At 67.7% G+C, this 18,098-nt stretch carries 21 protein-coding genes and 1 tRNA gene; 11 read left to right on the forward strand and 11 right to left on the reverse strand.

Annotation, left to right across the window (positions count from 1 at the left end):
* Positions 1-24 precede the first annotated feature (24 nt).
* From rpmB to QH168_RS16040, 3 genes are all read left to right on the forward strand, one after another.
* The gene (rpmB, locus tag QH168_RS16030) at positions 25-216 is read left to right on the forward strand and encodes a 50S ribosomal protein L28 (RefSeq protein ID WP_011210730.1); all 192 of its coding nucleotides are present in this window, start codon (positions 25-27) and stop codon (positions 214-216) included.
* Positions 217-326: 110 nt separating this feature from the next.
* A complete protein-coding gene (locus QH168_RS16035; RefSeq protein WP_280235448.1) occupies positions 327-872 on the forward strand; it encodes a GNAT family N-acetyltransferase in 546 nt (181 codons plus the stop codon).
* Positions 842-1,630 (forward strand): enoyl-CoA hydratase/isomerase family protein, encoded by a 789-nt coding sequence (locus QH168_RS16040; RefSeq protein ID WP_280235449.1) that lies wholly within the window; start codon positions 842-844, stop codon positions 1,628-1,630. The genes QH168_RS16035 and QH168_RS16040 overlap by 31 nt, the downstream gene beginning before the upstream one ends.
* Here the strand turns inward: QH168_RS16040 and QH168_RS16045 are convergent.
* Positions 1,612-2,124: an SgcJ/EcaC family oxidoreductase gene (locus tag QH168_RS16045; RefSeq protein WP_280235450.1), complete on the reverse strand. Its 513-nt coding sequence runs from the start codon at positions 2,122-2,124 to the stop codon at positions 1,612-1,614. The genes QH168_RS16040 and QH168_RS16045 overlap by 19 nt on opposite strands.
* On the opposite strand from QH168_RS16045, the gene QH168_RS16050 reads away from it, so the two are divergent.
* Positions 2,108-2,653 carry a MarR family winged helix-turn-helix transcriptional regulator gene (locus QH168_RS16050; RefSeq protein WP_280235451.1) on the forward strand — a complete coding sequence of 182 codons (546 nt, stop codon included), beginning with the start codon at positions 2,108-2,110 and terminating at the stop codon, positions 2,651-2,653. The two genes, QH168_RS16045 and QH168_RS16050, sit on opposite strands and share 17 nt — an antisense overlap.
* 5 nt (positions 2,654-2,658) lie before the next feature.
* On the opposite strand, the gene QH168_RS16055 is transcribed toward QH168_RS16050, so the two are convergent.
* The 4 genes from QH168_RS16055 to QH168_RS16070 form a co-directional block, all read right to left on the reverse strand.
* Positions 2,659-3,522, reverse strand: a complete 864-nt coding sequence (locus QH168_RS16055) for an alpha/beta fold hydrolase (RefSeq protein ID WP_280235452.1) — start codon at positions 3,520-3,522, stop codon at positions 2,659-2,661.
* A gap of 65 nt (positions 3,523-3,587) precedes the next feature.
* Positions 3,588-3,827, reverse strand: coding sequence for a hypothetical protein (locus QH168_RS16060; protein ID WP_280235453.1), 240 nt, complete (start codon positions 3,825-3,827; stop codon positions 3,588-3,590).
* A gap of 38 nt (positions 3,828-3,865) precedes the next feature.
* On the reverse strand, positions 3,866-4,549 hold the full coding sequence (locus tag QH168_RS16065) for a uracil-DNA glycosylase (RefSeq protein WP_280235454.1): 684 nt from the start codon (positions 4,547-4,549) through the stop codon (positions 3,866-3,868).
* A gap of 11 nt (positions 4,550-4,560) precedes the next feature.
* Complete coding sequence (locus QH168_RS16070; RefSeq protein WP_280235455.1) at positions 4,561-5,658, reverse strand: thiamine-phosphate kinase; 1,098 nt, start codon at positions 5,656-5,658, stop codon at positions 4,561-4,563.
* A gap of 212 nt (positions 5,659-5,870) precedes the next feature.
* On the opposite strand from QH168_RS16070, the gene QH168_RS16075 reads away from it, so the two are divergent.
* On the forward strand, positions 5,871-6,593 hold the full coding sequence (locus tag QH168_RS16075) for a DUF3515 domain-containing protein (protein WP_432421112.1): 723 nt from the start codon (positions 5,871-5,873) through the stop codon (positions 6,591-6,593).
* Between the two features lie 40 nt (positions 6,594-6,633).
* Here QH168_RS16075 and QH168_RS16080 read toward each other — a convergent pair whose 3' ends face one another.
* Positions 6,634-7,731 carry a D-alanine--D-alanine ligase family protein gene (locus QH168_RS16080; protein ID WP_280235456.1) on the reverse strand — a complete coding sequence of 366 codons (1,098 nt, stop codon included), beginning with the start codon at positions 7,729-7,731 and terminating at the stop codon, positions 6,634-6,636.
* Positions 7,732-7,774: 43 nt separating this feature from the next.
* Positions 7,775-8,770 (reverse strand): NAD(P)H-dependent glycerol-3-phosphate dehydrogenase, encoded by a 996-nt coding sequence (locus tag QH168_RS16085; RefSeq protein WP_280235457.1) that lies wholly within the window; start codon positions 8,768-8,770, stop codon positions 7,775-7,777.
* Between the two features lie 31 nt (positions 8,771-8,801).
* Between QH168_RS16085 and cofC the strand changes: the two genes are divergently transcribed.
* The 3 genes from cofC to QH168_RS16100 all read left to right on the forward strand — a co-directional run bounded on the left by cofC (position 8,802) and on the right by QH168_RS16100 (position 12,727).
* Complete coding sequence (gene cofC / locus QH168_RS16090) at positions 8,802-9,500, forward strand: 2-phospho-L-lactate guanylyltransferase (RefSeq protein ID WP_280235458.1); 699 nt, start codon at positions 8,802-8,804, stop codon at positions 9,498-9,500.
* 72 nt (positions 9,501-9,572) lie between these two features.
* Entirely contained in the window at positions 9,573-11,753 is a 2,181-nt protein-coding gene (locus tag QH168_RS16095; RefSeq protein ID WP_280235459.1) for an RNA degradosome polyphosphate kinase, read from the forward strand.
* A gap of 50 nt (positions 11,754-11,803) precedes the next feature.
* Positions 11,804-12,727 (forward strand): NUDIX hydrolase, encoded by a 924-nt coding sequence (locus QH168_RS16100; RefSeq protein WP_280235517.1) that lies wholly within the window; start codon positions 11,804-11,806, stop codon positions 12,725-12,727.
* A gap of 134 nt (positions 12,728-12,861) precedes the next feature.
* On the opposite strand, the gene QH168_RS16105 is transcribed toward QH168_RS16100, so the two are convergent.
* The 3 genes from QH168_RS16105 to leuC all read right to left on the reverse strand — a co-directional run bounded on the left by QH168_RS16105 (position 12,862) and on the right by leuC (position 15,777).
* Positions 12,862-13,545, reverse strand: a complete 684-nt coding sequence (locus tag QH168_RS16105; protein WP_163827565.1) for an HU family DNA-binding protein — start codon at positions 13,543-13,545, stop codon at positions 12,862-12,864.
* A gap of 156 nt (positions 13,546-13,701) precedes the next feature.
* Positions 13,702-14,310: a 3-isopropylmalate dehydratase small subunit gene (gene leuD / locus QH168_RS16110; protein ID WP_280235460.1), complete on the reverse strand. Its 609-nt coding sequence runs from the start codon at positions 14,308-14,310 to the stop codon at positions 13,702-13,704.
* A 51-nt stretch (positions 14,311-14,361) separates the two neighbouring features.
* On the reverse strand, positions 14,362-15,777 hold the full coding sequence (gene leuC / locus QH168_RS16115; RefSeq protein ID WP_280235461.1) for a 3-isopropylmalate dehydratase large subunit: 1,416 nt from the start codon (positions 15,775-15,777) through the stop codon (positions 14,362-14,364).
* A gap of 166 nt (positions 15,778-15,943) precedes the next feature.
* Between leuC and QH168_RS16120 the strand changes: the two genes are divergently transcribed.
* The 3 genes from QH168_RS16120 to QH168_RS16130 all read left to right on the forward strand — a co-directional run bounded on the left by QH168_RS16120 (position 15,944) and on the right by QH168_RS16130 (position 17,576).
* Entirely contained in the window at positions 15,944-16,645 is a 702-nt protein-coding gene (locus QH168_RS16120) for an IclR family transcriptional regulator (RefSeq protein WP_280235462.1), read from the forward strand.
* Positions 16,646-16,725: 80 nt separating this feature from the next.
* On the forward strand, positions 16,726-17,244 hold the full coding sequence (locus QH168_RS16125; RefSeq protein ID WP_280235463.1) for a pyridoxamine 5'-phosphate oxidase family protein: 519 nt from the start codon (positions 16,726-16,728) through the stop codon (positions 17,242-17,244).
* A 149-nt stretch (positions 17,245-17,393) separates the two neighbouring features.
* Positions 17,394-17,576 (forward strand): DUF5302 domain-containing protein, encoded by a 183-nt coding sequence (locus QH168_RS16130; protein ID WP_280235464.1) that lies wholly within the window; start codon positions 17,394-17,396, stop codon positions 17,574-17,576.
* Between the two features lie 401 nt (positions 17,577-17,977).
* Here QH168_RS16130 and QH168_RS16135 read toward each other — a convergent pair.
* Positions 17,978-18,050 (reverse strand) — tRNA-Glu (locus QH168_RS16135).
* Positions 18,051-18,098: the final 48 nt, after the last annotated feature.

The raw sequence follows: 18,098 nt of genomic DNA on the forward strand, positions 1-18,098 counted from the left end.
TATGACATGAAGGAGTTCGCGACTATGGCTGCCGTCTGCGACGTCTGCGCCAAGGGCCCCGGCTTCGGGAAGTCGGTCTCGCACTCGCACCGGCGCACCAACCGTCGTTGGAACCCGAACATCCAGACCGTGCGTGCGCAGGTCGCGCCGGGCAACACCCGCCGGATGAACGTCTGCACCTCCTGCCTGAAGGCGGGCAAGGTCGTTCGCGGCTGATCTGCCCGACGCATCACCGATACATACAGACCACCGCGCCCCGGCACCTTTTCGGTGCACCGGGGCGCGGTCGTGTCGGTGGCGAGCCGAGTCCGCGCCACAATGAGGTCATGACCGCTGCGCGTCCCCACCGCATCGCACCCGCGGACGCCGGATATGCCCGTGGTCTCGCCGAATGCCATATCGTGTGCTGGCGCGAGGCCTACCGCGGCCTGGTCCCCGACCATGTGCTCGACGGCTTCGACATCGACCACCGGACCGAGATCTGGGCCCGCCGACTGAGCGACCATCCCGGCCGCACCATCGTGGCCACCGCAGCCGACACCGTGATCGGCTTCATCACCGTCGGCCCTGCCCTCTACCACCCGAGGGTGACCGATCTCGAACTCAACGCCCTCTACGTCCGCGCCCGATGGCATGGCACCGGCGTCGCCGACGATCTGATCCAGCACGCCCTCGACCCCGAAACCCCGTGCTCGCTCTGGGTCTTCGAACAGAATCCGCGCGCGATCGCCTTCTACCGCAAATACGGATTCACTCCCGACGGCGCCACCCGCGCCGAACTCTTCGCCAATGTCACCGAGGTCCGAATGGTGCGTCCGGAGGGCGCGATAGGGTCGTGGCCATGGCCACCACCGAACAAGCCGAATACGTGAGCACTGTCGACGGCGTCTTGCAGATCACCATCGCCACCGCCGCCAACGGCACCTCATTGGACTTCATCGGCATTGCCGCGGGCACCGCCGCCCTGCGCGCACTCGACCCGGCCGTGGGGGCCGTCCTGTTGACGGGCACCGGCGCCAATTTCTGCGCCGGTGGCAATGTCCGTGGTTTCGCCGCCGCCGAGGATCGTTGCGCCCACCTCTACGATCTCGCCGATCAGCTGCACGCGTTCGTCCGCGCGCTGGACGCGACCACCGTCCCGGTGGTGGCGGGTGTACAGGGCTGGGCCGCCGGTGCCGGAATGAGCCTGGTCTGCGCCACCGATATCGCCCTCGGCGGCCCGTCCACCAAACTACGCCCCGCCTATCCCGGCGTCGGCCTCAGCCCGGACGGCGGCATGTCGTGGACACTGCCCCGCATCGTCGGCACCGGCCGCGCCAGAGAAATCCTGCTCACCGATGCCGTCCTCGGCGCCGAGGACGCCGTCCGACTCGGCATCCTCAGCCGGCTGGTCGACGATGACGCCGTCCGCGACGAAGCGCTCGCCCTCGCCACCGCCCTGGCGAACGGCCCGCGCAGTACCCACGCGAGCATCAAGACCCTGCTGAACCGCTCGACCACGGCCACCTTGAGCGATCAGCTCGACGACGAACGCGACGCCATCGCCGCGGCCGCGGGCACCCCCGCCGGACGCGAGGGCGTCGACGCCTTCGTCGCCAAACGCGCACCCGACTATCGCGGACTCGCCTGAGCGCGACCGAATCCGAGCCGCCGGGCCCACCGGCCCATCAACTGCGCCATCCTCGACGGGAACGCGTCCGGCTCCGGGATGGTCACCGGCCGCACACGCCCGTTGTGGATGGCGCTGATCCGCCAGCCCGCCGACGTGCGCACCAGCACCACCGTCTGGCGCGAGAGTCTGCGCTCGGGAAGCTGCGCACGCCACGGCATCAGCACCGATCCGGTGCCGTACAGGATCGCCACATCGGGAGCGAGGTGGCGGATCGACTCGACCTCACCCACCAGCGCGGAGCCTGCCAGCACGCCGCGGAAGAGTTTGTCGTGGTTGTCCTGGTGTTCGGCCCGTCCGCTCGCCCGGGTGCCGTCGTAGGAGACGTAGTCGGAATCCTCGGTGAACAACGCACCGAACGCGGCGGCGTCATTGTCGGTCCAGGCCTGTTTGAACTCCTCGAACAGCGCCCGGATCGCGGTGTCGTCGGCGGCGTGGGTGAGTGTCTCGTTCATTGCGGGTATCCCCTCTGCTATCGTTTCTACGATCGAAATATACGATAACAGAAAGATTCGAATGTCGAAACAAGAAAGCATCGGCGCGATCGCTCAGCAGTTGCGCCTGCTTCAGCAGAGCTTCGATACGTTCGACGAGACGGCGGCCGCGCACGTCGGCCTCAACCGCACGGATATGCGCTGCCTCGACCTCGTGCTCGGCCGTGGCCCGAGCGCCGCGGGTGAACTGAGCGCGGCGCTACGGCTGAGTCCGGCCGCGACGACAACGGTCATCGATCGACTGGTTCGCGCGGGATTCGCCACCCGCACACAGGATCCGGACAACCGCAGGCGCGTGCTCGTCACCGCCACCGACGCGGCGCGAGCGGTGGACGCAGAGCTGTTCCGACCGGTCGCCGAAGCGGGCGCGCGGGCATTGACCCGCTACGACGAGGACGCCCTCGCGCTGATTCTCGACTTCCTACAGATGGTTTACGACGTCCATTGGGAACAGACCCGGCTGCTGGCCGAGCGCAGCTCCGGCGACTGAACCGTTCAGTCCTCGAGTCCGAGGATGAATTCGGCGACCGCGTCGGTGAAGGCGTCGTTGTCGTCGCCCGCGGCGGTGTGGGCGGCGCCGCCGATCTCGACCATCTTCGCGTGCGGCACGAGTTCCTTGAAGGCCGCCGCGCCCTCGGCGCTGACCACATCCGATTGCAGACCGCGTACCAGCAGCACCGGAATGGTGAGATCGCGGGCGACCTCTTCCATCCGGCCGGTGATCTCGGACGGGTCCTCGGCGCGGTCGGCGAGCATGTCCGGATCCCAATGCCAGTACCAGCGACCGTCGCGCTCACGCAGATTGCGGCGCAGACCATCGGTGTTGTCCGGGCGGGGGCGGTGTGGCATGTACTCGGCGACCGCATCGGCCACCGCGTCGAGGCTGTCGAAGCCGTCGCGGTGCCTGCCGAGAAAATCGAGTACCCGCCGCACACCTTCGGGTTCGGGACGGGTGACGATATCGACCAGCACCAGCGCGCTGATCTGTGCACCGCCGGGCGCCGCGGTGGCGAGCAGCCCGGTGATGCCGCCCATGCTCGCCCCGACCACCACGGCCGGAGCGCCGAGCTGCCCGAGCACCTCGAGCACATCATCGACCATGGCTTCGCGCCGGTAATCGCGCTCGGCCGACCACTGACTGTCGCCGTGCCCGCGCGCGTCGAGAGTGACGACCCGCATGCCGGTCGCGGCCAGTTTGGCGCCGGTCTGCTTCCACGAGTGGCGGGTCTGTCCGCCGCCGTGCAGGAACAGCACCAGCGGACCGTCGGCGGGTCCGTACTGGTCGGCAGCGAGTTCGATCCCGCCCGAACCACGCAAGCGCAGTCGGACGGGATCGACGAGATTGTTCGCACTACTCACGATCTGAGGATCGCACAGTCACCAGGCGGTATCGGAACGAGCCCCAGACTTTTCTGGAACGGGTGTCAGCAGCCCAACGTTCCGGTGAAGAGCACGCAGGCGAACTTCGCGTGCACCGACGCGGAAATCGTGGACGATCCGGAGGAGGTGAACTCCTCGGCGACCTGCGTGGAGCTGGTCTCGGCGGCGGGTTCGAGCGCCAACGGCGCCGCACCCGCGCTCGCCGCGCCGCCTGCGATCGCGGCGCACACGGCCAGCGTGGCAGTGGTGCCGCGCACAATGCCGCGGACGGTTCTGGTCTGCATGTCTCTAGCTCCTCACTTGTGTGTTCATCGGCGCCCGATCAGGGCAGACGCCAATCGACCGGTTCGGCTCCCAGCTCGTCGAGCAGCTCGTTCACCCGCGAGAACGGGCGGGAACCGAAGAATCCGCGCGACGCCGAGAGCGGCGAGGGGTGTGCGGATTCGATATAGGGCACCTCCGCCTCCGTCAGTGCCTGCTTCAGGGTCTGGGCGTCGCGGCCCCACAGGATCGCCACCAGCGGCTCGTCTCGCGCGACGAGCGCGCGGATGGCCTGATCGGTGACCGCTTCCCACCCCTTGCCGCGGTGCGAAGCGGGCTGGCCCGGCGATACCGTCAGCACGCGGTTCAACAGCAGGACACCCTGGTCCGACCACGGGCTCAGATCACCGCAGGACGGTGTGGGATGACCGAGATCCTTGCTGTACTCGGCGAAGATGTTCGCCAGGCTGCGCGGCACCGGTGACACATCGGGGGCCACCGAGAAGCTCAGTCCCATCGGATGTCCGGGGGTGGGGTAGGGGTCCTGGCCGACGATGAGCACCCGCACCGCGTCGAACGGACGCTGAAAGGCGCGCAGCACGTTCTCCCCCGCGGGCAGGTAGCCGCGTCCGGCCGCGTTCTCCGCGCGCAGGAATTCGCCCATCGCGGTGATCTGATCCGTCACCGGTTCCAATGCTTTCGCCCAACCCGGATCCACGACGTCCGACAGTGGTTTCGCGCCCATGACCGGACAACCTATCGTGATCGCGGCCGTTGCGCCGAGTCCGCCCCGGCGAACGATTCCCAACCTCCGCGTCCCGCCGGGCGCACACCATCGACGGTGACGCCCTGACCAGCGCCGACCACCCCGATGCCGACCCAGCCGGGCGGCAACTCGGCGTCAGCGGGCCAGGCCGCGGCGAAGGCATGATCCTCCCCACCGGTCAGAACCCATTGGGCCGCATCGGCATCCAGTGCGGCGGCGAAGGCGGTGAGGTCGGCGTCGGCCAGTGCGGCCGAGTCGAGATCGATCGCGACCTGCGAGGCCGTGGCCAGGTGACCGAGATCGGCGAGCAGACCATCGGAGACATCGGTGAGCGCGTTCGGGACCGCGCCCGCGCTCACCGCATCGAGCACCGCCCGGTACGGGGGCCGGGGAACCCGGTGCGCGGCAATGATTTCGGCGTACTCGGCGCGATCGCCCGCATCCGCGGTCAATGCGGCCAGTCCCGCCGCCGACCAACCGAGCCGCCCGGCCACCGCGATCATGTCGCCGGGTCCGGCGCCGCTGCGCAGGATCGGTTCCGGGCCGAGCGGATCGCCGAACGCGGTGACCGACACGACCAGATGGGTGTCACGCACCAGATCACCGCCCGCGATCGAACCGCCGCTGACCGCGGCCTCGTCCCACATACCGTCGGCCAGTGCGTCCACCGAGGTCACCGGTGTCTGCGCCGGGCAGCCGAGCGCGACGACGAACGCGGTCGGCACGGCGCCCATGGCGACGACGTCGGCGGCGTTCTGCGCGATGGCCTTGCGTCCGATGTCATAGGGGCTCGACCAGTCGAGCCGGAAATGCCGGTCCTGCACCAGCATGTCGGTGGTCACCACGAATCGGCCGCGGGGCGCGGACAGTACCGCGGCATCGTCGCCGGGACCGAGCAGGACCGCGGGCGCCTGGCTTCGCCCGGTGTTGATGCGTTCGATCAGGGCGAACTCCCCGAGTTCGCCCACTGTGCGCGGCGGCGTGCTGCTGCTGATGACCGGCCCTTTCCGAGATCGCGACCCGTACGGTCCGGCGCGGGCGCGCTGCCGAGCCGGATTCGCCCCGACGGTACCCTGTGCACGGACCATCGGGTTACCGCCCGGTACCCGCGGCGGGCAGGAGCACGCCGCCAGGCACACCACGGCACGACCGGACGACGGCAGTGGAGAACAAGGAAGGATCGGTGCGCATGGCGAGCACGCCGGACCACGATTCACCCGAGCACACCGGCGAATCGGGTACCGCGGCCGATGCCGACCAACCCGCGGGCCACGTAGGAGCGCCGACCGGAGACGAGGCGGTGGAGGCAGCGCGTTCGGATACCGACACCGAGGCAGCAAAGGAGCCTCGCTCGAAGGCCGACACCGAGCCCCCGAAGGCGCCGCGCTCAGAGACCGGCACCGAGACCACAGACGACAACGCCGAACCAGCGAATGACAACACCGACCCCGCGGCCGACGACACCGCACCCGGCCCCGATGAGACGTCCTCCGGCTATCCGCCCGCATTGATAGCGACCGCCGTCGCCCTCCCGGTGGCCCTGGTGATCGCGGTTCTTGTCGCTGCGATCATGGCGCGCAATATGCCCGTCGACCGCGAGCCCCTGATCCTCGGCTCGGTCCCGGCACCCGCCCACGACAGCGCGGCCTGCACGACGCTGTTACCCGCGCTGCCCGCCGATCTGGGTGATTTCACCAAGTCGACGCTGGTCGAACCCGCGCCCCCGGCCACCCGCGCCTGGCAGCGACCCGAAGGCGGTGAGCCGATCGTGCTCCGCTGCGGCCTGGATCGGCCGCTGGAGTTCAACCGCGCCTCCCCCATTCAGATGGTCAACGAGGTGCAGTGGTTCGAGATCCCCGATCCCGATGCCGATGCCAGCACCTGGTTCGCCGTGGATCGCGGCACCTACATCGCGCTGACCGTGCCCGGCGGCTCCGGTCCGACGCCGCTGCAAGCGGTCTCCGATACGATCACCGCGAATCTGCCCGCACAGCCGTTGGATCCGGGGCCGCTGCCCAACTGACCCGAGCCCGGACCGATTCAGCGAGTCGAGCGCGGGCGGTTCAGCGCAGCCCGGTGCCCCGAGCCGATGCCGTCTCGATCAGGGTGGACACCAATTCTCGGTAGTCGATTCCGGTGGCTTCCCACATGCGCGGATACATCGAGATGGCGGTGAACCCCGGCATGGTGTTGATCTCGTTGATCACCGGTCCGTCGGCGGTGACGAAGAAGTCGACGCGGGCCAGTCCCTGGCAGTCGAGCGCACCGAAGGCGCGCACAGCCAGGGCCCGGATCTCGTCGCTGACGGCATCGTCGAGCTTGGCCGGGACGTCGAATTCGCAGACGTCGTCGAGATATTTGGTCTCGAAGTCGTAGAACTCGGGCGCGGTGGTGTCGACCTCCGGCATCCGGATCTCGGCCACCACGCTGGCCTCGACGCGGCCGTCGGGGAATTCCAGCACACCGCATTCGACTTCGCGTCCGATGATGCCCGCTTCCACGATCACCTTCGGATCATGGGCGCGCGCGGTCGCGATCGCCGCGTCCAGATCGGCCCACGCGGTGACTTTCGTGATGCCGATCGAAGATCCGCCGCGCGCGGGTTTGACGAACACCGGCAGCCCGAGCCGTTCCCGGTCGGCCTCGCTCACCGTGGCCTCGCGCGGGCGAAGTACCACCTGCGTTCCGATCGGCAGACCTTCGGCCGCCAGAAGTTTCTTGGTGAATTCTTTGTCCATACCGGCCGCACTGGCCAGCACACCCGGACCGACGTACGGGATGCCGGCCAACTCGAGCATGCCCTGCACCGTGCCGTCCTCACCGAAAGGGCCGTGCAGCACCGGGAACACCACATCCACCGCTCCGAGCGCGGCGCCGGGATCGTCGAGCGCAATGAGGTCGCCGGACCGGCTCGGATCGGTGGCGAGCAGCAGTTCGGTGCCGGTGCCGTCCACCGCGGGCAGGCTGTGCTCACCGAAGGCCAGTGCGGACATATCGGCGCCGCCGAGCACCCAGGTGCCGGTGGGGGTGATGCCGATCGGGACAGCTTCATAACGCTGCGGATCGAGGTTGCGCAGGACGGCACCGGCCGACACACACGAGACGGCGTGCTCGTTGCTGCGCCCGCCGAACACAACAGCCACCCTGATCCGGTTCGTCATGCACGGAACGGTACCCGTTACCGGACCGGGTACACGCGTCGGACTATTCCGGTTTGATCCGCCGCCCGAGCAATTTGCCCACGGCCTCCGGCACCGGCATTCCTTCATGACAGACCTGGTGCACGGCGTTGGTCAGCGGCATCTCCACATCGTGCGCGGCGGCCAGCGCCCGCACCGATGTGCACGACTTCACACCCTCCGCGACCTGGCCATGAGTCGCGTCCTGCGCGGCCTGCATGGATCCGCCGGTGCCGAGTACCGCGCCGAAGGACCGGTTACGCGAGAGCGGTGAGGCGCAGGTTGCCACCAGATCGCCGACGCCGGCCAGCCCGGCGAGGGTGGCCGGTTCCGCACCGAGCGCGACGCCGAGCCGGATGATCTCGGCCAGGCCACGGGTGATCAGGCTGGCGATGGAGTTGTCGCCCAATCCCATTCCGGCGGCGATCCCGCAGGCGAGGGCGATGACGTTCTTACAGGCGCCGCCGATCTCACAGCCGATGACGTCGGTATTGGTGTAGGGCCGGAAGTATCCGGTGGCGCAGGCCTGCTGGACGGCCACCGCCCGGTCGGCGTCGGTACAGGCCACCACGGTCGCCGCGGGCTGACCGGCGGCGATCTCCTTGGCCAGGTTCGGCCCGGACAGCACGGCGACCCGGCCGGGATCGGCGCCGGTGACCTCGGAGATCACCTGGCTCATCCGCAGCAGTGTCCCGGTCTCGATGCCCTTGGCCAGGCTCAGCAGTGTGGCATCCGGCCCGATGGCGGGTGTGAACACCTCGAGGTTGGCGCGCAGCGACTGCGACGGCACGGCAAGCACGATCAGTTCGGCGCCGTCGAGTGCGACCCGGAAATCGTCGGTGCCCGACACCGGCGGCAGCTGTATGCCGGGTAGATAGTCGGGGTTGCGATGCTGGGTGTTCAGTGCCGCGGCCACCTCGGGCCGCCGCGCCCAGATGGTGACCTCCGATCCCGCATCCGCCAACACCTTCGCGAACGCGGTTCCCCACGATCCCGCGCCAAGCACTGCCACCCTCGCCATCAGCCCAATATGCCATGGAAAGATCGGTGCCATGCGTTCGCACACCGTGCACGCCGTGATCGCGGTGAAGAGTCTCGACCGAGCCAAGTCCCGCCTGGCCGATCGACTGCCGCCGCGTGCGCGTGCGCGCCTGGTGCTGGCCATGCTCACCGACACCGTGCGGGCCGCCTCGGCGGTGCCGCAGATCGTCTCGGTCACCGTTGTCACCCCGGATCAGGAGGTCGCCGAGGTCGCGGTTCGACTCGGCGCCGCGGTGCACCCCGAACCGATCGTGGATCCGGGCGAACCCGGTGACCCCGACGGCCTCAACGCCGCCCTGCGCGCCGCCGCGGACGGGCTGCGGCAGCGGCACGGTCCGGCCGATCTGCTGGCCTTGCAGGCGGATCTGCCCGCGCTACGCTCGGCCGAACTCGCCGAGATGCTCGCCACGGCACCGGCCGACGCCCGGTCGGTCGTGGTCGATCACGCGGGTCGCGGTACGGCCGCGCTGCTGGCTCGCGCCGCGACCCACGCGCTGGACCCGCGATTCGGTCCCGACTCGGCGCGCCGGCATATCGCCGCCGGTGCGGTGCGGCTCGACGGCGACTGGCCGGGGCTGCGCCTGGACGTCGACACCGCCGCCGATCTCGATCGCGCGATCGCGCTCGGCACCGGCGCCGCGACCCGCGCGGTGCTGTGTGACATCGGCTGGCAGGGCCGTGTTCACGAGCCGGTACCGCATGTGTGCTAGCCGGTCGCCACGCCCGGGGTGATTCCCGTGGCAATCCCGGTGTCGGGCTGCACACCGCCTGGTTTGTGAGGGATGATCGTTGGCGTGAGCGATACGGAAACCGTCAAGCAGCAGCAGGTGCTTCCCACCCCACCGCCCGCGGCGGCACCTTTGCAGCCCGGCTCGACAGCGCAGCGTTTGCCAGCCGATCGCTACCTCAATCGTGAATTGAGCTGGCTCGACTTCAACGCCAGGGTGCTGGCCCTCGCCGAAGACGCCTCGCTGCCGTTGCTGGAGCGCGCCAAATTCCTGGCGATCTTCGCCTCCAACCTCGACGAGTTCTATATGGTCCGGGTCGCGGGCCTCAAACGCCGTGCCGAGACCGGTCTTTCGGTGCGCTCGGCCGACGGCCGCTCCCCCAGCGAACAGCTCGAGCTGATCGCCGCCAGGGCCCAGGAGATCGCCGACCGGCATGCCAGGGTCTTCCTCGACGACGTTCTTCCCGCGCTCACCGCCGAAGGCATCGCCATCATCGACTGGGCCGATCTCGACGAGTCCGAACGCAGGCGGCTCTCGGCGCATTTCCAGGATCAGGTCTTCCCCGTCCTCACCCCGCTCGCGGTGGATCCGGCGCATCCGTTCCCCTACATCAGCGGTCTCAGCCTCAACCTCGCGGTGACCGTGCAGGACGCGACCACCGGCGGCGAGCATTTCGCCCGCGTCAAGGTCCCCGACAATGTCGACCGGTTCGTGCGGGTGCGGCGCACCGATTCCGGTTCCGGCGCGGTCGCGGCGTTCCTGCCGATGGAGGCGCTCATCGCCGCCCATCTCGATCAACTGTTTCCGGGGATGGCGGTGGTCGAACACCATTCCTTCCGCATCACCCGCAATGCCGATTTCGAGGTCGACGAGGACCGCGACGAGGATCTGCTCCAGGCGCTCGAACGCGAACTCGCCCGGCGCCGGTTCGGTTCGCCCGTGCGGCTCGAGGTCTCCGACGATATGACCGAGCACATGCTCGAACTGCTGCTGCGCGAGCTGGAAGTGGATCCGGGCGATGTGATCCAGGTGCCGGGTCTGCTCGACCTGTCGTGCCTGTGGCAGGTGTACGGCGTCGACCGGCCGGGCCTCAAGGACGCGCCGTACGTTCCGGCCACCCCGCCCGCGTTCGGCGAACGCGAGACCCCGCGCAATGTCTTCGCCGCGCTGCGCGAAGGCGATGTGCTGGTGCACCATCCCTATGATTCGTTCTCCACCAGCGTGCAGCGGTTCATCGAACAGGCCGCCGCCGACCCGCAGGTGCTGGCGATCAAGCAGACCCTGTACCGCACCTCCGGTGATTCGCCGATCGTCAACGCGCTCATCGATGCGGCCGAGGCGGGTAAGCAGGTCGTCGCACTGGTGGAGATCAAGGCGCGTTTCGACGAGCAGGCCAACATCAAATGGGCCAGAACGCTGGAGCAGGCGGGCGTGCACGTCGTGTACGGCCTGATCGGCCTCAAAACCCACTGCAAGACCTGCCTGGTGGTGCGGCGTGAGGGCGCGACCATCCGCCGCTACTGCCATATCGGCACCGGCAACTACAACCCGAAGACCGCGCGACTCTACGAGGACGTCGGATTACTCACCGCCGCACCGGAAATCGGCGCCGATCTGACCGATCTGTTCAACTCGCTCACCGGCTATTCCCGCAAGTCCGACTACCGCAATATCCTCGTCGCGCCGACCGGGGTGCGCGCCGGAATCATCGAGCGAATCCAGCGTGAGATCGAGTTGGCGCAGAACGGACAGCCGGGACGAATCCGACTGAAGGCCAATGCGATCGTCGACGAACAGGTCATCGACGCGCTGTATCGAGCGTCGCAGGCAGGGGTGCCGGTGCAGGTCGTGGTGCGCGGTATCTGCGGATTGCGGCCCGGTGTGCCGGGGATGAGCGACAACATCGAGGTGCGTTCCATTCTCGGCCGTTTCCTCGAGCATTCCCGGATCATGCATTTCCAGGCGCAGGACGAGTACTGGATCGGTAGCGCCGATATGATGCACCGTAATCTGGACCGCCGGGTGGAAGTCATGGCCCAGGTGAAGGATCCGAAGCTGCGCGAACAGCTCGGTTCGGTTTTCGATTCCGCGCTCGACCCGATGACCCGGTGCTGGGTGCTGCAACCGGACGGCAGCTGGCAGGCCTGGCCCGAACGCGCCGGCACCGAGGACGGCGCGCAGGTGCGCGACCACCAGGCGTATCTGATGCGATTGCGTCGGCCGGATCAGCAGTGAGCGCGACGACCGGTTTCGCCACCAGCGGTGGAGTGTTCCGGGATTCCCGGATGCAGGCCAATATCCACGCCGCGGGCGCGGTGGTGTGGCGGTACGCCCCGGATGGTTCCGGTGCGATCGAGATCGCCGTGATCCACCGCCCCAAATACGAGGATTGGTCGCTGCCCAAGGGCAAATTGGATCCCGGTGAGACCCCGGTGCTCGCCGCGGTCCGTGAGGTCGCCGAGGAGACGGGCCTGCGCTGCAAGCTCGGACGCTATCTCGGCCACGTCACCTATCCGGTGCCGGGGCACCGCAAGCTCAAGCGCGTCTATTACTGGGCCGCCGAGGTGATCGACGGTGGGTTCGCCGCCAATTCCGAGGTCGACGAGTTGATCTGGCTGCGGCTGGATCGGGTGATGGACGAACTGTCGTATCCGATGGATCGGCAGGTCGTGCGCGCATTCACCCGCTTGCCCGCGGCAACCAGCACGCTATTGGTGGTCCGGCATGCGAAAGCCGGGCGCCGCGACCGTTTCCACGGCCCGGACGATCAACGCCCGCTCGAACGTGCCGGACGCAGGCAATCGGCGGCCCTCGTACCGAATCTGCGCGCATTCGGCGCGGCGCAGATCCATTCCGCCGATCCGGTGCGCTGTGTGCAGACGGTGACCCCGCTCGCCGAGGAATTGGGCGTGGAGATCGTCCTCGAGCCGCTGCTGTCGGAATCCGGTTATGCCGCGGCCACGGACCAGGCGCGTGAGCGTGCCCGTGCCCTGGTCTCCGAGACCGCGGTGCGGGTGCTGTGCAGTCAGGGCGAGGTGATCCCCGATCTGATGCGGTGGTGGGCCGACCGTGACGGTGTGACGCTGCCGCCCGCGCGCAATCGCAAGGGCAGTGTGTGGGTGGTGTCGTTCGTCGCGGGACGAATGGTGGCCGCCGATCATCTGGATCGTTCGTTGTCGATCGATGTGGGGCCCGCCGCCACCGAGTGAGACCCGCCGCCGTACGGCGAACGGCCCCGGGGATCTCCCGGGGCCGTTTCACGTTCGGTATCGCGGGTGGAGGTGATCCACCCTTGTGCCGGGCATCCGCGCGCGACGGGCTGGGTTACGCGCCTGACGCCGGATCAGCGCGAGCGACGGGCCGGAGCCTTCTTCGCCGCGGTCTTCTTGGCGGTGGTCTTCTTGGCGGCCGCCGTGGTCTTCTTGGCGGGGGCCTTCTTGGCTGCCGCCTTGGTGGCGGTCTTCTTCGCGACCGTGGTCTTCTTCGCGACGGTCTTCTTGGCCGCCGCCGTCGTCTTCTTGGCGGGCGCCTTCTTCGCGGCCGCCTTGGTGGCGGTCGTCTTGCGCGCGGTGGTCTTGGCCGGAGCCTTGGTCGCTGCCTTACGTGCCGTTGTCTTGGCGGGCGCCTTGGTGGCTGTGGCCTTCTTGGCGGCGGTGCGTTTGGCCGCCGTCTTCTTCGCGGCCGCTTTCTTGGCCGCCACCGGCGCATTCACACCGCGTTTGACCGCGGGGCCGGTGGCGGCGAGCTTTTGCTTACCGGCAATGACGGCCTTGAACTGGGCGCCGGGACGGAACGCGGGCACCGAAGTGGGCTTGACCTTGACGGTTTCGCCGGTACGCGGGTTCCGCGCGACGCGAGCCGCGCGCTTACGCTGTTCGAATACTCCGAATCCGGTGATGGTGACGCTTTGACCTTTGTGCACCGCGCGCACGATGGTGTCGACCACATGCTCGACTGCCGCGGTGGCCGTGCGCCTGTCAGTACCCAACTTTTCGGTCAGAACGTCGATCAGTTCCGCCTTGTTCATTGAATCCTCCGCAGACTAATGGCCCGTCGTCGGACCGACTAGGTACCACGGTAAACCCACTTTGAGCAAGAGTCTATGTGCCACGCCAAAATTCATGTGGTTTAGCACACGTACAGCTACCGCCCCGGTCTAAGCCCAGCTAACCGACACAGGTGATTACGTCTGCGAAATATGCGCCGGAAGGGTTGTGGGTTTCCAACTTGGCCTTACCTTTTCGAACTCGTCGATCTGCTCGCCGCGCCGCAGAGTCAGCCCGATGTCGTCCAAACCTTCCAGCAGACGCCACCTGGTGTAGTCATCAATATCGAACGGCAACACGATGGTTCCTGCCGTCACAGTGCGCGCTTCGAGGTCGACCACCAATTCCAGTCCGGGCTGTTCCTCGAGCAACTTCCAGAGCATTTCGACATCGTTCTGTGACATCTGCGCGGCCAGCAGACCGCCCTTACCGGCATTGCCGCGGAAGATGTCGGCGAAACGCGAGGAGATGACCACTCGAAAGCCGTAGTCCGACAGCGCCCACACCGCGTGCTCACGCGAGGATCCGGTACCGAAATCCGGACCGGCCACCAGCACACTGCCCTGATTGAAGGGTTCGGTGTTCAAAATGAAGTCGGGATCGGTGCGCCAGGCCGCGAAGAGCCCGTCCTCGAATCCGGTTCGGCTGACGCGCTTCAGATAGACCGCCGGGATGATCTGATCGGTATCGACATTGGATCGGCGCAGTGGAACCCCGATCCCCTTGTGCACGGTGAAGGCTTGCATCTGATTCTCCTGAGTCTGATTCGGCTTCGACGGGGGCGACTTACTCGCGGGTCAGTCCAGATCCGCAGGCGAGGACAGCGTTCCGCGCACCGCGGTGGCGGCCGCTACCAGCGGCGACACCAGATGGGTCCGACCGCCCTTGCCCTGTCTGCCTTCGAAGTTTCGATTCGAGGTGGACGCGCAACGCTGACCCGGCGCGAGCTGATCGGGATTCATTCCCAGGCACATCGAACATCCGGCCTGGCGCCATTCCGCACCGGCGGCGGTGAAAATCTCGCCGAGTCCTTCCTTTTCCGCCTGCGCCCGCACCCGCATAGAACCCGGTACGACCATCATTCGGACACCGTCGGCGACCCGGCGGCCCTTCAAAACATCGGCCACCGCGCGCAAATCCTCGATCCGGCCGTTGGTGCAGGATCCGACGAATACGGTGTCGATCGCGACCTCGCGCAGCGGTGTACCCGGCGCCAGATCCATGTATCGCAGCGCCTTCTCCGCGGACTCGCGCGCGGTGTCATCGGCGATCTGGGCGGGATCGGGGACCCGATCGCCCAGCGGCGCGCCCTGACCGGGGTTGGTGCCCCAGGTGACGAACGGGGTCAACTGATCGGCGTCGATATGCACCTCGGCGTCGAAAACCGCGCCCTCATCGGTCTTCAGCGCCTCCCAGGCGGCCACTGCGGCGTCCCAGTCGGCCCCCTGCGGCGCGTGCGGACGACCTTTGAGGAATTCATAGGTCGTCTCGTCCGGGGCGATCATGCCCGCCCGTGCGCCCGCCTCGATGGACATGTTGCAGATGGTCATCCGCGCTTCCATCGACAGCTTCCGAATGGCTTCGCCGCGGTACTCCAGCACATAGCCCTGGCCGCCGCCGGTGCCGATCTGGGCGATCACGGCCAGGATCAGGTCCTTGCTCGTGACGCCGGGGGCCAGCGTGCCGTCGACGGTGATGGCCATCGTCTTGAACGGACGCAGCGACAATGTCTGCGTGGCCAGCACGTGTTCGACCTCGCTGGTGCCGATTCCCATGGCCAGCGCGCCGAACGCACCGTGGGTGGAGGTATGGCTGTCGCCGCACACCACCGTCATTCCCGGCTGGGTCAGGCCCAGCTGCGGGCCGACCACGTGCACGATGCCCTGATCGAGATCGCCCATCGGGTGCAGGCGTACCCCGAATTCCTCGCAATTACGCCGCAGCGTTTCCACCTGGGTGCGCGAGACCGGATCGGCAATGGGTTTATCGATATCGATCGTCGGGACGTTGTGGTCCTCGGTGGCGATGGTGAGGTCGGTGCGGCGCACCGGCCGTCCGGCGGCGCGCAGTCCGTCGAATGCCTGCGGGCTGGTGACTTCGTGCACCAGGTGCAGATCGATGTAGATCAGATCGGGTTCCCGCGCGGCGCCTTCACCCTCACCTCGGGCAACGACGTGCTGCTCCCATACCTTCTCGGCCAGCGTGCGTGGCATGTATCGAACACCTTTCGGGCTGGCATCCGGTGTGCCGCTCTGGGCTGTCGGCACCGGATGCGCGACATGAGGGGGACCTCGCATTCGGCGATCCCGTGACCACGCACTCCCGGTACCTGGAACCGGCGGCTAGGAATCTCAGCATGCGAGACGCTAATATCGTTCTATGAGACAGCATAGCGGTATCGGCGTCCTGGACAAAGCGGTGGCCGTGTTGTATGCGGTCGCCGAACAACCGTGCGGCCTCAACGAACTGTGCGAACGCACCGGCCTGCCCCGCGCCACCGCGCATCGGCTGGCCGTCGGCCTGGAGGTGCATCGGCTGCTGAGCAGGGACAACAACGGTTCCTGGCGCGCCGGTCCCGCACTGGCGGAGCTGGCCTCCGGGGCGAGCGATCCGCTGCACGATGCCGCCTCGGCCATTCTGCCCCGGCTGCGCGAGATCACCGGCGAGAGCGTCCAGTTGTACTGCCGCGACGGTCACGCGCGCGTCTGCGTCCTCGCCCTGGAGCCGCCCGCCGGGCTGCGCGATACCGTCCCGATCGGTGCGCGGCTGCCGCTCACCGCCGGTTCGGCCGCCAAGGTCTTGGTCGCCTGGGCCGATCCCGAATTGCAGCGCGCGATTCTGGCCGACGCCGTCTACGGCGAACGCGCGCTCGCCGAGGTGCGCAAGCGCGGTTGGGCGCAGAGTGCGGCGGAACGGGCCAGTGGTGTGGCGAGTGTTTCGGCTCCGGTCCGGGATCCGGGTGGTGCGGTGGTGGCCGCGGTGTCGGTGTCCGGGCCGATCGATCGCATGGGCCGCAGGCCGGGTGCGCGGTGGGCGGCGGATCTGGTGGCCGCGGCCGACGCATTGCACAAGCGGCTCTGAATCCCCGTCCCACGGCCGCTGACCGACCGTCCGGCACGTTTGCCCTACCCGAGGGCACCCGCCCTCACTACAGTTGCCCCATGGGAGTCAACCAACGGTCGCAGATCGTCATGTCCGACACCGAGATCACCGATTTCCTGGTGCGCAGTCGGGTGGCCACGCTGGCCACCCTCGGTGCGAGCGGGGCGCCGCATCTGACCGCCATGTGGTACGCGCTGATCGACGGTCCCGACGGCAGGCCCGAGCTGTGGTTCGAGACCAAGGCCAAATCACAGAAGGCCGTGAACATGCGCCGCGATCCGCGGGTGACGTGCATGGTGGAGTCGGGCCAGACCTATGACACATTGCGCGGTGTGTCGATCGAGGGTCGTGCGGAGATCATCGATGACCCGGAGCAGCTCTTCGCCGTCGGCGTGAGCGTCTGGGAGCGCTATACGGGCCCGTACAGCGAGGAGATGCGCCCGTTCGTGGAGACCATGCTGAACAAGCGGGTGGCGGTGCGGGTGGTGGCCGATCGTATCCGCAGCTGGGATCACCGCAAGCTGGGTATGCCCGCGATGCCGCTGGGCGGCACCACCGCCAACGCCCTCGACGATTGATGCTCGCCTGTGCCCGATCCGGTCTCGGCGACCGTATTCCACCTGACAGGACCTGTCCGGCGGGCTAGCGTCGACTTTGTTCGACACGTTTCGGCCGCCGTCCACCCCGTTCGCCGGTGTGGTCTCGGCCCGACCACAAGGAGCAGACCATGCCGGAATCGAGTGGTTCCCATGACAGCGCGGATGAAGTGAAGCGCAAATTCCGGGAGGCACTGGAACGCAAGAACGAGCACCACGCCCGCTCGGCCGACCACCTGGACGGCCGCTCCAAGGCAACCGGCCCTCACGCCAATGCCAGCCACAAGCGGGAGTTCCGCCGCAAGAGCGGCTAGAGAGGCACACCAGTCGGCCTGGGCACAGAAACCAGCCCAGGCCGACAACCACCCAGCCCGAGAACGATTCATCAAGGTACGAACCACACGTCATAAGACACGACCCGGCACACAGCCGGAGCATTCGACCGTGGCACTCGAACCGCTGCAACCAGTCACACTTCCGTAGACAGTCGCAGCCATAGGCGTCAGCAAGCCCCGAGTACATCGATCGCACCGCACAACCAACACCCCCCCGAGGCGACATCGCCACACAACGCACACCCAGCGACCCCGGGGCGAAGCCTCCGGGCGGGGGTCCGGGGGCAAAGCCCTCCGGGCGGGGTTTGGGGGTTGCACCCCCAAAAACAATGCGAAGCAGAAAAGGCTCACGCTCCGTGAGCATGAGCCTTCCATCTGCGTAGCCCCGACGGGATTCGAACCCGCGCTACCGCCTTGAGAGGGCGGCGTCCTAGGCCGCTAGACGACGGGGCCAGGACTTGGATCAACCTCTGGCTGAGGTGTATCCGGTGATCTTTCGAT

Origin of the sequence: Nocardia cyriacigeorgica, from assembly GCF_029868385.1 — a bacterium.
Lineage (GTDB): Bacteria > Actinomycetota > Actinomycetes > Mycobacteriales > Mycobacteriaceae > Nocardia > Nocardia cyriacigeorgica_F.

What these genes read in the sequence shown, in the direction of transcription:
- rpmB (WP_011210730.1), top strand. Translation starts at nt 25, where the DNA reads ATGGCTGCCGTCTGCGACGTCTGCGCCAAGGGCCCCGGCTTCGGGAAG.
- QH168_RS16035 (WP_280235448.1), top strand. Translation starts at nt 327, where the DNA reads ATGACCGCTGCGCGTCCCCACCGCATCGCACCCGCGGACGCCGGATAT.
- QH168_RS16040 (WP_280235449.1), top strand. Translation starts at nt 842, where the DNA reads ATGGCCACCACCGAACAAGCCGAATACGTGAGCACTGTCGACGGCGTC.
- QH168_RS16045 (WP_280235450.1), bottom strand. Translation starts at nt 2,124, where the DNA reads ATGAACGAGACACTCACCCACGCCGCCGACGACACCGCGATCCGGGCG.
- QH168_RS16060 (WP_280235453.1), bottom strand. Translation starts at nt 3,827, where the DNA reads ATGCAGACCAGAACCGTCCGCGGCATTGTGCGCGGCACCACTGCCACG.
- QH168_RS16065 (WP_280235454.1), bottom strand. Translation starts at nt 4,549, where the DNA reads ATGGGCGCGAAACCACTGTCGGACGTCGTGGATCCGGGTTGGGCGAAA.
- QH168_RS16070 (WP_280235455.1), bottom strand. Translation starts at nt 5,658, where the DNA reads ATGGTCCGTGCACAGGGTACCGTCGGGGCGAATCCGGCTCGGCAGCGC.
- QH168_RS16080 (WP_280235456.1), bottom strand. Translation starts at nt 7,731, where the DNA reads ATGACGAACCGGATCAGGGTGGCTGTTGTGTTCGGCGGGCGCAGCAAC.
- QH168_RS16085 (WP_280235457.1), bottom strand. Translation starts at nt 8,770, where the DNA reads ATGGCGAGGGTGGCAGTGCTTGGCGCGGGATCGTGGGGAACCGCGTTC.
- cofC (WP_280235458.1), top strand. Translation starts at nt 8,802, where the DNA reads ATGCGTTCGCACACCGTGCACGCCGTGATCGCGGTGAAGAGTCTCGAC.
- QH168_RS16095 (WP_280235459.1), top strand. Translation starts at nt 9,573, where the DNA reads ATGATCGTTGGCGTGAGCGATACGGAAACCGTCAAGCAGCAGCAGGTG.
- QH168_RS16100 (WP_280235517.1), top strand. Translation starts at nt 11,804, where the DNA reads ATGCAGGCCAATATCCACGCCGCGGGCGCGGTGGTGTGGCGGTACGCC.
- QH168_RS16105 (WP_163827565.1), bottom strand. Translation starts at nt 13,545, where the DNA reads ATGAACAAGGCGGAACTGATCGACGTTCTGACCGAAAAGTTGGGTACT.
- leuD (WP_280235460.1), bottom strand. Translation starts at nt 14,310, where the DNA reads ATGCAAGCCTTCACCGTGCACAAGGGGATCGGGGTTCCACTGCGCCGA.
- leuC (WP_280235461.1), bottom strand. Translation starts at nt 15,777, where the DNA reads ATGCCACGCACGCTGGCCGAGAAGGTATGGGAGCAGCACGTCGTTGCC.
- QH168_RS16120 (WP_280235462.1), top strand. Translation starts at nt 15,944, where the DNA reads ATGAGACAGCATAGCGGTATCGGCGTCCTGGACAAAGCGGTGGCCGTG.
- QH168_RS16125 (WP_280235463.1), top strand. Translation starts at nt 16,726, where the DNA reads ATGGGAGTCAACCAACGGTCGCAGATCGTCATGTCCGACACCGAGATC.
- QH168_RS16130 (WP_280235464.1), top strand. Translation starts at nt 17,394, where the DNA reads ATGCCGGAATCGAGTGGTTCCCATGACAGCGCGGATGAAGTGAAGCGC.